The organism is Erwinia papayae (assembly GCF_058241465.1).
In genome coordinates this window covers 1,590,992-1,605,986 of record NZ_JBZCHT010000009.1, presented here as the reverse complement: position 1 = coordinate 1,605,986, position 14,995 = coordinate 1,590,992, and the positions used below count along the sequence as shown (strand labels likewise).

Below are 14,995 nucleotides of genomic sequence, written 5' to 3'. Positions count from 1 at the left end.
CGGAGCCTGACCATGCAGGATCGCAACTTTGATGATATCGCGGAGAAATTTTCGCAAAACATCTACGGTACCACCAAAGGCCGTATCCGCCAGGCTATCGTCTGGCAGGCGCTGGAAGAGATCCTCACCACCTTGCCTGATCGGCCTTTACAGGTGCTGGATGCCGGTGGTGGCGAAGGACAAAACAGTTGTCAGCTTGCGGCCAGAGGGCATCAGGTTCTGCTCTGCGATTTATCTGAAGAGATGTTGCAGCGTGCCCGGGCTCATGCCGCAGAGAAAGGTGTGAGCGATAACATGCAATTTAAACAAATTAGCGCTCAACAGGTTGGTCAACATTTGGATAAACCCGCCGATCTGGTATTGTTTCACGCTGTGCTTGAATGGGTGGCTGAACCTGAAGCGGTGCTGGCAGCGTTATATGACACGCTGGCTCCCGGAGGTGTCTTATCGTTGATGTTTTACAACATCAACGGGTTGATGATGCAGACACTGGTATTGGGCAATTTTGGCTATATGCAGGCCGGTTTGCGTAAAAGAAAGCGAAAAACCTTATCGCCAGACTATCCGCGCGACCCGCAGCAGGTTTATCACTGGCTGGAAGAGGCGGGATTCCAGCTTGAAAGCAAAACCGGTATTCGCGTTTTCCACGACTACATGCGCGACAGGCACAAGCAGACCGAACGTTTTGACGAAATTCTGGCGCTGGAAAAGCGCTTTTGCCGTCAGGAGCCATTCCTGAGCCTGGGCCGTTATATCCACGTTACAGCACGGAAACCATTATTACAGGAACAACCATGAGCGAATTTTCCCAGACGGTACCGGAACTGGTTGCCTGGGCGCGAAAAAATGATTTTTCCGTCACTTTGCCCACCGAACGTCTGGCGTTTTTACTGGCAATAGCCACCCTCAACGGGGAGCGCATGGATGGTGAAATGAGCGAAGGTGAACTGACCGACGCGTTTCGTCATGTCAGTGAAGGCTTTGAACAAACCAGTGAAACTATTGCCGTGCGGGCCAATAATGCTATCAACGATATGGTGCGACAGCGGTTGCTCAACCGATTTACCAGTGAGCAGGCAGAGGGCAACGCCATCTATCGCCTGACGCCGCTGGCGATTGGTATCACTGACTACTACATCCGTCAGCGTGAATTTTCCACGCTGCGGCTCTCTATGCAGCTGTCCATAGTCGCGGGTGAACTTAAGCGTGCTGCCGATGCGGCAGATGAGGATGGCGATGAGTTCCACTGGCACCGTAACGTCTTTGCGCCGCTCAAATATTCCGTGGCTGAAATCTTCGACAGTATCGATATTTCCCAGCGCATCATGGATGAGCAGCAGCAGTCGGTGAAAGACGATATTGCTCAACTGCTGAACAAAGACTGGCGGGCGGCCATCTCCAGTTGTGAACTTTTGCTGAGCGAAACATCGGGCACGCTGCGCGAATTACAGGACACGCTGGAAGCGGCGGGGGATAAATTACAGGCTAATCTGCTGCGTATCCAGGATGCCACCCTGAGCAGCCCGGACCTTGGATTTATCGACAAACTGGTCTTTGATCTGCAAAACAAACTTGACCGTATTATCAGCTGGGGCCAGCAGGCGATTGATCTGTGGATTGGCTATGACCGCCACGTACATAAGTTTATCCGTACCGCCATTGATATGGATAAAAACCGCGTGTTTGCTCAGCGTCTGCGTCAGTCGGTACAAAGCTATTTCGATGCGCCCTGGGCGTTAACGTTCGCCAATGCTGATCGCCTGTTCGATGTACGCGATGAAGAACTGACGTTGCGTAACGAAGAAGTGACCGGAGAGCTTCCTTCCGAGCTTGAATACGAAGAATTCAATGAAATTCGTGAACAGCTGGCAGCGATGATTGAAGAAGCGCTGGCATTTTATAAAGCGCAGCAGAAGCCACTCAATCTGGGGGTGGTGATGCGCGAATACCTGACGCAGTATCCCCGCGCCCGTCATTTTGATGTGGCAAGAATTGTGGTCGACCAGGCTGTACGTTTAGGTGTGGCTGAAGCTGATTTCTCCGGCCTGCCCGCAGAGTGGCAGACCATTAATGATTACGGAGCCAAGGTACAGGCGCATGTCATCGATAAATATTGAACAAGTGATGCCGGTTAAACTGGCCCAGGCGTTGGCAAATTCGCTTTTTCCGGCGCTGGACAGCCAGCTACGCGCTGGCCGTCATATTGGTATTGAAGAGCTGGATAATCACGCTTTTCTGATGGATTACCAGGAGTATCTGGAAGAGTTCTACGCGCGCTACAACGTTGAGCTGATCCGTGCGCCAGAGGGATTCTTCTACCTGCGCCCCCGATCCACCACGCTGATCCCACGTTCTGTACTCTCTGAACTGGATATGATGGTTGGAAAAATACTCTGCTATCTCTATCTCAGTCCGGAAAGGCTGGCCAATGAGGGGATTTTCACTCAGCAGGAGCTCTATGACGAACTGTTGTCGCTGGCGGATGAAAGTAAGCTGCTGAAGCTGGTCAATCAGCGCTCTACCGGTTCGGATCTCGATCGCCAGAAATTACAGGAGAAAATGCGCGCGTCATTAAATCGCCTGCGTCGTCTGGGGATGGTGTGGTTTATGGGTAATGACAGCAGCAAATTTCGCATTACGGAGTCGGTGTTCCGCTTTGGTGCGGATGTACGCAGTGGTGATGATGCCCGCGAAGCCCAGTTGAGAATGATCAGAGATGGCGAAGCCATGCCGATAGACGGTGGTCTGGCCCTCAATGATGAAAGCGATGAGGACGGTGCAACGTCCGACAACGCGGAGAATGACAATGATTGAACGTGGTAAATTTCGCTCTCTGACGCTGATTAACTGGAACGGCTTCTTTGCCCGCACCTTTGACCTTGATGAGCTGGTCACCACGCTGTCAGGGGGGAATGGAGCCGGTAAGTCCACCACCATGGCGGCGTTTATCACGGCATTAATTCCCGACCTCACATTACTGCATTTCCGTAACACAACGGAAGCCGGCGCCACATCGGGCTCGCGTGACAAGGGCCTGCACGGTAAATTGCGTCCCGGCGTCTGCTATGCGGCGCTGGATGTCATCAACTCTGTGCACCAGCGCGTTATCGTTGGCGTGCGTCTGCAACAGGTTGCGGGCCGCGATCGCAAAGTCGATATCAAACCCTTCAGTATTCATGGTCTGCCCACTTCGCTCAATCCGACAGAAGTGCTGACTGAAACCGTCAACGCCCGCCAGGCTCGCGTGCTGCCGCTCAGTGAACTGAAAGAAAAGTTTGAAGCGATGGAAAGCGTGCAGTTCAGACAGTTTAACTCGATCACCGATTACCATTCGCTGATGTTTGATCTGGGGATCGTGGCCCGTCGGCTGCGTTCTGCGGCTGACCGTAGCAAATATTACCGGCTGATCGAGGCCTCACTGTATGGCGGGATTTCCAGCGCCATTACCCGTTCGCTGCGTGATTATCTGCTGCCGGAAAACAGCGGCGTGCGCAAAGCCTTTCAGGATATGGAAGCCGCGCTGCGTGAAAACCGCATGACGCTGGAAGCTATTCGCGTCACCCAGTCCGACCGCGATTTGTTTAAACATTTAATTTCGGAAGCCACCAGCTACGTTGCCGCTGACTACATGCGCCATGCCAATGAGCGACGCATTCATCTTGATGGCGCGTTGCAACAGCGGGGCGAGCTGTTTGGCAGCCGACGTCAGCTGGCTACGGAGCAGTACCGACATGTGGAAATGGCGCGTGAGCTGGGTGAACATAATGGTGCCGAAAGCGATCTGGAAACGGATTATCAAAGCGCCAGTGACCACCTGAATCTGGTGCAGACAGCGATGCGGCAGCAGGAAAAAATCGAACGTTATGAAGGCGACATCGATGAGCTGACTTATCGACTGGAAGAGCAGAATGAGGTGGTGGCCGAAGCGCGGGAAGTGCAGGAAGAGAACGAGGCCCGTGCTGAAGCAGCCGAACTGGAAGTTGATGAATTAAAAAGCCAGCTGGCAGATTACCAGCAGGCGCTGGACGTGCAGCAAACCCGTGCTATCCAATATCAGCAGGCGCTTGCTGCCTTACAACGCGCGCAACAGGTATGTCAGATCCCCGATTTGAACGTGGATAATGCGGAAAGCTGGCAGGAAACTTTCCGCGCGAAAGAGCAGGAGGCAACGGACAAACTGCTGATGCTGGAGCAGAAAATGAGCGTGGCGGATGCCGCACACGGTCAGTTCGCTCAGGCTTTCGATCTGGTTACCCGCATAGCAGGGCCGGTCAGCCGTAGCGACGCCTGGCAGACAGGCCGTGACCTGCTGCGTGATGCCAGTAATCAACGCTACCATGCGGAGCAATTGCAATCGTTGCGGGCACGATTGTCCGAGCTGGAACAGCGTCTGCGTGAGCAACAGGACGCTGAACGTCTGCTGAATGAGTTCAGTAAACGTCATGGTCAGCAGTACCATCCTCAGGAACTGGAAGCGCTGCAACACGAACTGGAAGCGCAAATCGAACTGCTCTCTGAGAGTGTCTCTGAAGCCGGTGAGAAACGCATGAACCTGCGTCAGGAGCTGGATCAGGTTCGCGAGCAGATTGCCCGTCTGACCAGGCTGGCACCACAATGGCTGGCCGCGCAGGATATTCTTACCCAGCTCAGTGAGCAAACCGGGCAGTTGCTGGAAAGCAGCCAGCAGGTTACAGAATTTATGCAGCAACTGCTGGAGCGCGAGCGTGAAACTACCGTCGAGCGCGATGAAGTCTCCAGCCGTAAGCGGGATGTTGAAAAACAGATTGAACGCCTCAGCCAGCCCGGCGGGGCGGAAGATGGCCGACTGAACAATCTGGCTGAGCGTTTTGGCGGTGTGCTGCTGTCTGAAATCTATGATGATGTCACCATTGATGATGCGCCCTATTTCTCAGCCCTCTATGGCCCAGCCCGCCATGCTATTGTGGTGCCGGATTTGTCGTTGGTGCGTGACCTGCTGGACGGTCTGGAAGACTGTCCGGAAGATCTCTATCTGATTGAGGGCGATCCTCAGTCATTCGATGACAGTGTGTTTAACGTTGAAGAACTGCAAAAAGCGGTGGTGGTAAAAGCAGGCGATCGCCAGTGGCGCTATTCCCGTTTTCCCAAAGTACCGCTGTTTGGTCGCGCCGCCCGTGAAAACCAGCTTGAACGGCTGCATGCTGAACGGGAAACCCTGGCAGAACGTTTTGCCACGCTGTCATTCGACGTACAGAAAACGCAGCGCCTTCATCAGTCGTTCAGCCGCTTTATTGGCAGCCATCTGGCTGTGGCTTTTGAGCCGGATCCGGAAGCACAAATTCGCATCCTTAACAGCCGTCGTGGAGAGTTGGAGCGGGCGATCAGCGCGCACGAAAGTGAAAATCAGCAGCAGCGTCAGCAGTTTGACCAGGCAAAAGAGGGTGTCGCCCAACTTAACCGGCTGATGCCGCGAGTCAGTCTGTTGCTGGATGAAACGTTACAGGATCGCTACGAAGAGATCCTGGAGCGGTTGGATGAAGCGCAGGAAGCCGCACGTTTTCTGCAACAGCACGGTCAGCATCTGGCGAAGCTGGAACCGATAGTCGCGGTTTTGCAGAACGATCCGGAGCAGCACGACCAGTTGAAACAGGATTATCAGCAGGCACAGCTTATTCAGCGTGATGCACGTCAGCAGGCTTTTGCCGTTACCGAAGTGGTGCAGCGTCGTGCACACTTTAGTTACGTGGATTCAGCCGGCATGCTGGATGGCAACAGCGATCTGAATGAGAAACTGCGCCACCGTCTTGAGCAGGCGGAGTCTGAGCGCGCCCGGGCACGGGAACAGCTGCGAACTCATCAGGCACAGCTAACGCAGTATTCACAGGTGCTGGCATCGCTGAAAAGCTCTTTCGATGCGAAGCAGGACATGCTGAAAGAGTTACAGCAGGAGATGCAGGAGATTGGCGTACAGGCCGATGCCAGTGCGGAAGAACGCGCCCGTCTGCGTCGCGACGAGCTGTACAGCGCATTGAGTAACAACCGCGCCCGCCGTAATCAGCTGGAGAAACAGCTGACCTTCTGTGAAGCTGAAATGGATGCGTTGCAGAAAAAACTGAAACGTGTGGAGCGGGATTATCATCAGAACCGTGAGCAGGTAGTGAGTGCTAAAGCGGGCTGGGTCGCTGTATTACGGATGGTGAAAGATAATGGCGTCGAGCGGCGATTGCATCGTCGTGAACTCGCCTATCTGGGGGGCGACGAACTGCGTTCGATGTCGGATAAAGCGCTTGGCGCATTGCGTCTGGCGGTGGCAGATAACGAGCATCTGCGTGATGTGCTGCGCCTGTCAGAAGATCCAAAACGCCCGGAACGCAAGATCCAGTTCTTTATTGCGGTTTATCAGCACCTGCGTGAGCGTATCCGCCAGGATATTATTCGCACTGACGATCCGGTCGAAGCCATTGAGCAGATGGAAATTGAACTGGGGCGTCTCACCGAGGAGCTGACCGCCCGCGAACAGATGCTCGCTATCAGTTCACGCAGCGTTTCAAATATTATTCGCAAAACTATCCAGCGTGAGCAGAATCGTATCCGGCAGTTGAATCAGGGTCTGCAAAGCGTCAGCTTTGGTCAGGTGCACAGTGTGCGTCTCAATGTTAACGTGCGCGAATCTCATGCCATGCTGCTGGATGTCTTATCTGAACAGCATGAGCAGCATCAGGATCTGTTCAACAGTAACCGGCTGACCTTCTCGGAAGCGCTGGCGAAACTCTATCAGCGCCTTAATCCGCAGATCGATATGGGTCAGCGGATGCCGCAGACTATCGGTGAGGAACTGCTGGATTATCGCAACTATCTCGATATGGAAGTAGAGGTCAACCGTGGTTCTGATGGCTGGCTGCGGGCGGAGAGCGGCGCGCTGTCGACCGGTGAAGCGATAGGTACCGGAATGTCGATTCTGGTGATGGTGGTGCAAAGCTGGGAAGAAGAGTCACGCCGTCTGCGGGGCAAGGATATTTCTCCCTGTCGTTTGTTGTTTCTTGATGAAGCTGCCCGTCTGGATGCGAAATCTATCGCTACGTTGTTTGAGCTTTGCGACAGGCTGGAGATGCAGCTGATTATTGCTGCGCCAGAAAATATCAGTCCGGAAAAAGGCACTACCTATAAGCTGGTACGTAAGGTCATTAATAATACCGAGCATGTGCATGTTGTTGGCCTGCGTGGTTTTGCTGCTGAACCTTCAACCATCAGTTCTGATGACATAGCAGACGGCCAGAGTGTTGCGGGTTGAATGTTATGATTGAAATAATACGCTGGCAGATATAGTAAAAAAGATGTCAGCGCATTAATCTTAGCAACGGCATTTGCGCTTTTTATAACAAATGCCGTTTTCTTTTTTCTATACTTATAACTATGGCTAATGACCAGATGGTTATCGTCTCTTAAGACATTTCACAGGAGGCAAGGGATGTTGCTGACAAAATCACGACTTGCAAGATTAATACTGACAGGCAGTTGCCTGGCGCTGATCCCAGGACAGATATTACCCGCAGTTGCCGGTATTCCTCCGGTATCTGCCCCCGCTAACCCGACGTATACGGTTTCGCAGGCGCAAAACCAGCTGCTTTCTGCTTTTCATAACGGCTACCGGCCTTTTTTTCTTAATGGACTGGCATCGCTGTATGCTTCGCATGATATGCAACCCATGTGGCAGGATCGTCAGGCTGTGCAGCAGTTTCAGCAGCAACTGGCCGAAGTGGCGATGTCCGGTGTACAGCCGCAATTCAGACAATGGATAAAAATGCTGACCGATCCGGCGGTTACCGGTCTGGCCCGTGATGTGGTGCTTTCCGATGCGATGCTCGGCTATCTGCAATTTGTTTCTTCAGTCCCGGCGAAAGGTGAAACCTGGCTGTACAGCAATGTGCCCTACAAACTGGAGCTGCCCTCAGTGGCGGTAGTTAATCAATGGCAGCGTGCCGTTGAACAGGGTAGCAGTGGTGCTTTTATTAACTCACTGGCACCACAACATCCGCAATATGCGTTGATGCATCAGGCATTAAAAGCCCTGCTGGCTGATAATCGTCCTTGGCCGCAACTCAAAGCAGGCAAAACGCTGCGTCCGGGCCAGTTGAGTGATGATGTTCCCGCATTAAGGGAGATCCTCCAGCGTACCGGGATGATGACCCCAGGCAGCGATGCGCCACGTCCCATTGATGATGCTGTACCCACTACCAGCGTGCCGGCTGCTGTGGTTGATGAAGACGCGGTGGTCAGTCCGTCTGCGGCTGCGGTTGCTGAAAATGACAGTGCCAACACACCACAACCTGCTGGCCTGGTAGAGGGTACTTCTGTGCCTGCCGACCCCACCCATATCTATTCCAGCGATCTGGTTGACGCAGTAAAACGCTTTCAGCGCTGGCAGGGACTGGAAGCAGATGCGGCGATTGGAGCTCGCACCCGCGAATGGCTTAATGCTTCGCCGCAGGTACGCGCCTCATTGTTAGCGCTGAATATTCAGCGTCTGCGTTTACTGCCGGACGACATGCATAACGGCATTATGGTTAACATTCCGAACTATTCGTTGATTTACTACCTCAATGGCAATCAAATCCTCGCCTCGCGAGTAATCGTTGGCCGACCGGATCGTAAAACGCCGTTGATGCGTAGTGCGCTTAATAACGTGGTGCTGAATCCACCGTGGAATGTGCCAACCACGCTGGTCCGCCAGGATATTATTCCAAAAGTGAAACAGGATCCTGCCTACCTCTACAAGCACAACTACACCCTGCTGTCTGGCTGGAGCAGTGACGCAGAGGTGATCGATCCCACAATGATAGACTGGCAAATGGTGTCTGCGGCGTCTTTTCCTTATCGTGTTCGTCAGGCTCCTGGCGCAACGAACTCGCTGGGCCGGTATAAATTCAATATGCCCAGTTCGGATGCCATTTATCTGCACGACACCCCGAACCATAATCTGTTTCAAAAAGACATACGTGCGCTGAGTTCGGGCTGCGTCAGAGTGAATAAGGCTTCCGATCTGGCTAATCTGCTGTTGCAGGATGCAGGTTGGAACGACACCCGCATTTCCAGCACGTTGAAAGAGGGCAATACCCGTTATATTCCGATCAGGCACCGTATTCCGGTTAATCTCTATTATCTTACTGCCTGGGTTGCTGATGACGGTAAGCCACAATATCGTACAGATATTTACAATTATGATATGACGGCACGTTCGGGGGTGCAGGTGCTGGCGGCAGCGGGGCAATTAATGCTGTGACCCTGATTACTCAGGGTTTAATTTTCTCCGGCACTGGCGATCTGATTACCGGGTGCAACACTGATTGTGTAAATTGTCGCACCCTTCAGGCGTCAGAGGTTGACTCAGCAATTTCCCCCGGTTATGGTTCGGAATTGTGACTGTTTTTCATCCTTTCTGAAAATTAATACCGGGCAATACTGACTGATGGATAATTTCAACCCTCAACGCCGTAAAATACTGGCTCTGGGCGGTGCTGCGTTAGGTTTGACGTTGCTTCCAGCTCAGGCATTCGCTTCACTTTCTACCTCCCGTCCCCGTGTTTTAACGCTGAATAACCTCAATACGGGTGAGAGCCTTAAGACCGAATTTTTTAACGGAAAAAGTTACGATAAAAAAGAGCTGTCGCGGCTTAATCATTTTTTTCGTGATTACAGGGCAAATCAGACCCGCAATATCGATCCTCATCTCTTCGATCAGCTTTATCGTCTACAGGCACTGCTTGACACCCGTAAACCGGTTCAGCTGATTTCGGGCTATCGTTCAGTGGCAACCAATAATCTAATGCGTGAACGTACCAGAGGCGTGGCAAAACACAGCTATCATACGCTGGGTCAGGCAATGGATTTCCACATTGAAGGGATCTCACTGAGCAATGTCCGCAAGGCGGCGTTGTCAATGAAGGCCGGTGGGGTGGGGTACTACCCGAGCAGCAACTTTGTACATATTGATACCGGACCGGTGAGGCACTGGTAACGGAAAATCCGGCCTGGCGCTATGGAAAATTATGGACTATCAAATTATCCCTGTTACAGCTTTTTCGCAGAACTGCTCTTTGATCTGGTGCACTGCAACCTTACAGGCTGCGGTGGTTGATCCCGGTGGTGATATGGACAAAATCCAGGCTGTGGTTGCAAAACAGGGGGTTTCCGTGGTGCAGGTTTTGCTGACGCATGGCCATCTGGACCACGTTGGTGCTGCCACTGATGTGGCAACGTTTTATCAGGTCCCGGTGGTGGGGCCACATCGTGCTGATGCTTTCTGGCTTGACGCCTTGCCTGTACAAAGCCAGATGTTTGGCTTACCGAAGTGCACGCCTGTTAAGCCCGATCGCTGGCTGGAAGAGGGGGATATTGTGCAGATCGGCCATACCTCTCTGGAAATTTTTCTCTGCCCTGGCCATACCCCTGGTCACATAGTTTTTTTTGATCGGGCTGATCGCCTGCTGATTTCTGGCGATGTGATTTTCAACGGCGGTGTGGGTCGAACCGATTTTCCTCAGGGAAGCCACAGCGATCTTATTGCTGCGATTAAAGAAAAATTATTGCCGCTAGGTGATGATGTTACTTTTGTGCCGGGGCATGGCCCTGTTTCCACTCTCGGGCGTGAGAGGATCTCTAATCCATTTTTGCAGTAAGAGGTGGCAATAAAAAAGCCTGCTAATCAGCAGGCTTTTTTATTGCTGGTTACCGCTCCTGTTAACGAGAGGGGTAACGTTTGAAAAACACCGTCAGGCTTTATTCAACCGGGCGCTTCCTTTCAACGATGACTGAAAAGGATATTACAGAACGGCGACAATCGCCTCACAAAGCGGGGCCATATTATCCGGCGTCATACCTGCTACGTTAACACGACCTGAATTCACCGCGTACACACCGTAATCTTCCCGCAGTCGCACGACCTGGTCTTTGGTTAATCCGCTGAATGAAAACATGCCGTTCTGATTAATAATAAAACTGAAGTCGCCTTTTGCGCCCTTCTCCTGGAGCGTATTTACAAACAGCTGGCGCATACGATGAATACGCTGGCGCATGTCAGTGAGTTCCTGTTCCCAGATAGCACGCAGAGCAGGATTGCTGAGAATGGTCGCTACCACTGCTGCACCATGAGCCGGAGGATTAGAGTAGTTGGCGCGAATAGTCGCTTTTACCTGACTGAAGGCGGTATCAGCAATGCTTGATTCGCTGGCGACAAGCGTGAATGCCCCGACACGCTCGTTGTACAGACCGAAATTTTTTGAGTAAGAGCTGGCGACAAGCAGCTCCTGATGGCTGGCGGCGAAAATGCGCAGGCCTTCTGCATCCTCTTCCAGACCGCGGGCAAAGCCCTGGTAAGCAAAATCAAATAAAGGCAACCAGCCTTTCTTCAAAGACATCTCGGCCAGCTGTGACCACTGCTGGGCATCAGGATCAATGCCGGTGGGGTTATGGCAGCAGCCATGAAACACCACAATATCACCGGCGGCGGCGGCTGAGAGGGCATTCAGCATGCCAGTGAAATCCAGCGAATGACTGGCTGCATCATAATACTGGTATTCGCAAACTTCCAGACCGGCAGATTCGAAGACATTTTTATGGTTTGGCCAGCTGGGATTACTGACCCAGATGCGTCTGGCACTGGTCTGTGTGGCAATAAAATCAGCGGCGACGCGCAAAGCTCCGGTGCCACCTGGTGTTTGTGCCGTGCGGGCGCGTTCAGATTCGATAAGCGGGCTTTCTGCACCAAACAATAAGGCCTGCGTGCAGCGGGCAAAATCGGCCAGACCGTCAATGCTCAGATAGTTTTTTGTGTTCTCGTTTTCCAGCAGATACTGTTCAGCTTTTTTCACGCTGGTCAGCACCGGTGTTTTGCCGGTTTCATCTTTGTAGACGCCAATACCAAGGTTAATTTTATTTGGGCGGTCATCGGCGCGGAAGAGGTCGGCTAAGCCAAGAATAGGATCTGCGGGGGCAGCTGCAATGCGTTCAAACATAGTCGAAGTCCGTTAACTTAAACTGAAGCGAAATGAGCACTCAGGTTACCGCCACGGCGCACAAATTGCCAACCGTTTGCGCTAAATAAAGGGATGCAAAAGCGGGGAGTAAATCAAAGAAAACAAAAACGGGGCCAGAGGCCCCGTTTGAAATCAGCTCAGGAGAGTGCTCCCGTCTGAAAACTTAGAACTGGTATACCAGACCTACAGCAACAGTGTCGCCGCTACCCAATCCCAAAGCATTGTTATCATTCAGCTGGTTGATAATGTAGTCAACATAGGTAGACATGTTTTTGTTGAAGTAGTAAGTAGCACCCACTTCAAAATATTTAACCAGGTCGACATCGCCAATTCCTTCAATATCTTTGCCTTTGGTCTGAACGTAAGCAACAGAAGGACGGAGCCCGAAATCGAATTGATATTGCGCAACCAGCTCAATATCCTGAGTTTTGTTAGCAAAACCAGGTGTTGCATCATTACTTGCGGTGCGCAAGTTGTTGTTAGAGATAGGCGTTGCATTACGTCCTTCAGCATATGAAGCTGCAAGGTATACGTTATTCGCATCATATTTGACGGCAGTTGCCCAAAACTCAGCCCGGTCACCTTTGCCATACACGGCTGTATTCTGAGTGTCAGTGCGATCCTGTGAGCTGTATGCACCGACAATACCTACCCCAATTGGTGAGGTGTAAGACGTAGATACAGCGTATCCGTCACCATTTTGTCTTTGCAGATCAGAACGAGTGTTTGCAGAAGACTCGTCGTTTTTCCCCTGATACTGCACAGCAAAGTCCCAGCCATCAACCATTCCAAAGAAATTGGTGTTACGATAAGTCAATACGCCAGTGGTACGTCCAGTCATAGTATCGGAGTTGCTGAAATCACCACCGAATTCTGGCAGCATATCAGTCCAGGCCAGCGCATCATAGCCCACAGCATAGTTGCGACCATAATCGATTGAACCATAATCTTTAAGTTTCAGGCCAGCAAAGCCAAGACGGGTTTTGTTACCGTTCTGTGCATCACTTCCTTCAGAGTTGTTAGCCTGGAAGTTATATTCCCATTGACCGTAACCGGTTAACTGATCGTTAATTTGGGTTTCACCTTTGAAGCCAAAACGAGCGTACGATTTATCTCCGTCACCTGAATAGCCATCACTATCTGAAAAATAGTGCAGACCCACAGCCTTGCCATAGAGATCCAGCTTGTTGCCATTTTTATTGTAAACTTCGGCGGCATTAGCTGCGCCTGCTGCTAACAGGGCAGGGATCACCAGTGCCAGAATGTTGCGCTTCATCATTTTTTATTACCCTCATTGGAGTTATTCGGACACCTGCCACTGCCGTCAATAATTCTTTACAGAACTCTGAAGCGAGTTTGGTGTCATTCTGTGTCTGCACGCATCTTTCCATTCGCTGAGCGGTTAATCTAGCCCGAAAATGCTACTAATACCCTATTCTGGTTTCTGGATGAAAAAATGTATTACAAAATGTAATTTTTAGGGAGCTTTGTGAACCAACTCATAATTTACAAAAATAAAAAAGGCCAGCGAAGCTGACCTTTAATATGTATATGAATTTCTTATATATAATGCAGATTATCAGAAACTGGCATTACGCGGCGTACGAGGGAAGGCGATAACATCTCTTACATTTTGTACGCCAGTGACATAGGCAATTAACCTTTCGAAACCTAAGCCGAAACCAGAATGAGGAACGGTTCCGTAACGACGTAAGTCACGATACCACCAGTAATCTTCTTTGTTCAGCCCCATCTCATTCAGGCGCATATCCAGTACGTCGAGACGCTCTTCGCGCTGTGATCCACCGATGATTTCACCAATGCCCGGAGCCAGAACATCCATTGCGGCGACGGTTTTTCCATCATCATTAAGGCGCATATAGAACGCTTTGATATCTTTTGGGTAATTTTTTACCACAACCGGTGCTTTGAAGTGCTTCTCTGCCAGATAACGTTCGTGCTCGGATGAGAGATCGATACCCCATGAAACGGCATTTTCGAATTTTTCGCCGCAGTTGATCAGAATATCGACAGCATCGGTGTAATCCACCTGGGCAAAATCTGTCGTTACAAAACGTTCAAGGCGGGAAATCGCATCTTTGTCTACGCGCTCAGCAAAGAACGCCATGTCATCAGCTCGTTCAGCAAGAACCGCTTTGAAAACATATTTCAGCATTGCCTCAGCCAGTGCAGCATTGTCTTCCAGATCGGCAAAAGCAATTTCCGGTTCAAGCATCCAGAATTCGGCGAGGTGACGGCTGGTGTTGGAGTTCTCAGCCCGGAAGGTAGGGCCGAAAGTATAAATTTTCGAAATAGCGCTGGCGTAGGTTTCGCCGTTCAGCTGTCCTGAAACGGTGAGGAAAGCTTCTTTACCGAAAAAATCTTCTTCGAAATTAACCTTGCCTTCCGGGGTGCGGGGCAGGTTGGCCAAATCCAGCGTGGATACACGGAACATTTCACCAGCGCCTTCGGTATCGGATGCGGTAATCAGCGGGGTGGAAACCCAGAAGAAACCCTGCTCATCAAAAAAGCGGTGCAGCGCCTGTGCCAGTGTATGACGGACGCGTGCCACTGCACCAATCAGATTGGTGCGCGGCCGCAGATGAGCCACTTCCCGCAGATACTCAATGCTGTGACGCTTGGCGGCCATCGGATAGGTGTCCGGATCGTCCACCCAGCCCACGACTTCAACAGCACTGGCCTGAATTTCAAAACTCTGACCTTCACCCGGTGACTCCACAACCTTCCCGGTGACGATCACCGAGCAACCGGTGGTCAGGCGCAGTACTTCATTCTGATAATTATTCAGTGAATTATTAACGACGGCCTGGACGGGATTAAAGCAGGAACCGTCATAGACGGCGATAAAGGAAATACCGGCTTTTGAATCTCTTCGTGTACGTACCCAGCCGCGTACGGTGACTTCGCTGTCAACCGCGACCCGGCCATGCAGTACATCCGCTACAGGCACAACGCTCATAAAA

10 protein-coding genes are annotated in these 14,995 nt (G+C 51.6%); 7 read left to right on the top strand and 3 right to left on the bottom strand.

Annotation, left to right across the window (positions count from 1 at the left end):
• The first annotated feature begins 12 nt into the window (after nucleotides 1–12).
• From cmoM to AC3RPL_RS12380, 7 genes are all read left to right on the top strand, one after another.
• Complete coding sequence (gene cmoM / locus AC3RPL_RS12410) at nucleotides 13–798, top strand: tRNA uridine 5-oxyacetic acid(34) methyltransferase CmoM (RefSeq protein WP_490740238.1); 786 nt, start codon at nucleotides 13–15, stop codon at nucleotides 796–798.
• Entirely contained in the window at nucleotides 795–2,117 is a 1,323-nt protein-coding gene (gene mukF / locus AC3RPL_RS12405; RefSeq protein WP_034941142.1) for a chromosome partition protein MukF, read from the top strand. Before cmoM ends, mukF begins: the two co-directional genes overlap by 4 nt.
• A complete protein-coding gene (gene mukE / locus AC3RPL_RS12400; protein ID WP_034941140.1) occupies nucleotides 2,098–2,814 on the top strand; it encodes a chromosome partition protein MukE in 717 nt (238 codons plus the stop codon). Before mukF ends, mukE begins: the two co-directional genes overlap by 20 nt.
• A complete protein-coding gene (mukB, locus tag AC3RPL_RS12395; protein ID WP_490740237.1) occupies nucleotides 2,807–7,270 on the top strand; it encodes a chromosome partition protein MukB in 4,464 nt (1,487 codons plus the stop codon). Before mukE ends, mukB begins: the two co-directional genes overlap by 8 nt.
• Nucleotides 7,271–7,447: 177 nt before the next feature.
• Complete coding sequence (ldtD, locus tag AC3RPL_RS12390; protein WP_490740236.1) at nucleotides 7,448–9,259, top strand: L,D-transpeptidase; 1,812 nt, start codon at nucleotides 7,448–7,450, stop codon at nucleotides 9,257–9,259.
• 186 nt (nucleotides 9,260–9,445) lie between these two features.
• A complete protein-coding gene (mepK, locus tag AC3RPL_RS12385; protein WP_034941133.1) occupies nucleotides 9,446–9,994 on the top strand; it encodes a peptidoglycan L,D-endopeptidase MepK in 549 nt (182 codons plus the stop codon).
• Nucleotides 9,995–10,025: 31 nt separating this feature from the next.
• Nucleotides 10,026–10,655 (top strand): MBL fold metallo-hydrolase, encoded by a 630-nt coding sequence (locus AC3RPL_RS12380; protein WP_490740235.1) that lies wholly within the window; start codon nucleotides 10,026–10,028, stop codon nucleotides 10,653–10,655.
• A gap of 144 nt (nucleotides 10,656–10,799) precedes the next feature.
• On the opposite strand, the gene AC3RPL_RS12375 is transcribed toward AC3RPL_RS12380, so the two are convergent.
• The 3 genes from AC3RPL_RS12375 to asnS all read right to left on the bottom strand — a co-directional run bounded on the left by AC3RPL_RS12375 (nucleotide 10,800) and on the right by asnS (nucleotide 14,991).
• Nucleotides 10,800–11,990: an amino acid aminotransferase gene (locus AC3RPL_RS12375; RefSeq protein ID WP_490740234.1), complete on the bottom strand. Its 1,191-nt coding sequence runs from the start codon at nucleotides 11,988–11,990 to the stop codon at nucleotides 10,800–10,802.
• A 184-nt stretch (nucleotides 11,991–12,174) separates the two neighbouring features.
• A complete protein-coding gene (gene ompF, locus AC3RPL_RS12370) occupies nucleotides 12,175–13,290 on the bottom strand; it encodes a porin OmpF (protein WP_490740233.1) in 1,116 nt (371 codons plus the stop codon).
• Nucleotides 13,291–13,590: 300 nt separating this feature from the next.
• A complete protein-coding gene (gene asnS / locus AC3RPL_RS12365) occupies nucleotides 13,591–14,991 on the bottom strand; it encodes an asparagine--tRNA ligase (protein WP_034941124.1) in 1,401 nt (466 codons plus the stop codon).
• Between the last annotated feature and the right edge of the window lie 4 nt (nucleotides 14,992–14,995).

What these genes read in the sequence shown, in the direction of transcription:
- cmoM (WP_490740238.1), top strand. Translation starts at nt 13, where the DNA reads ATGCAGGATCGCAACTTTGATGATATCGCGGAGAAATTTTCGCAAAAC.
- mukF (WP_034941142.1), top strand. Translation starts at nt 795, where the DNA reads ATGAGCGAATTTTCCCAGACGGTACCGGAACTGGTTGCCTGGGCGCGA.
- mukE (WP_034941140.1), top strand. Translation starts at nt 2,098, where the DNA reads ATGTCATCGATAAATATTGAACAAGTGATGCCGGTTAAACTGGCCCAG.
- mukB (WP_490740237.1), top strand. Translation starts at nt 2,807, where the DNA reads ATGATTGAACGTGGTAAATTTCGCTCTCTGACGCTGATTAACTGGAAC.
- ldtD (WP_490740236.1), top strand. Translation starts at nt 7,448, where the DNA reads ATGTTGCTGACAAAATCACGACTTGCAAGATTAATACTGACAGGCAGT.
- mepK (WP_034941133.1), top strand. Translation starts at nt 9,446, where the DNA reads ATGGATAATTTCAACCCTCAACGCCGTAAAATACTGGCTCTGGGCGGT.
- AC3RPL_RS12380 (WP_490740235.1), top strand. Translation starts at nt 10,026, where the DNA reads ATGGACTATCAAATTATCCCTGTTACAGCTTTTTCGCAGAACTGCTCT.
- AC3RPL_RS12375 (WP_490740234.1), bottom strand. Translation starts at nt 11,990, where the DNA reads ATGTTTGAACGCATTGCAGCTGCCCCCGCAGATCCTATTCTTGGCTTA.
- ompF (WP_490740233.1), bottom strand. Translation starts at nt 13,290, where the DNA reads ATGATGAAGCGCAACATTCTGGCACTGGTGATCCCTGCCCTGTTAGCA.
- asnS (WP_034941124.1), bottom strand. Translation starts at nt 14,991, where the DNA reads ATGAGCGTTGTGCCTGTAGCGGATGTACTGCATGGCCGGGTCGCGGTT.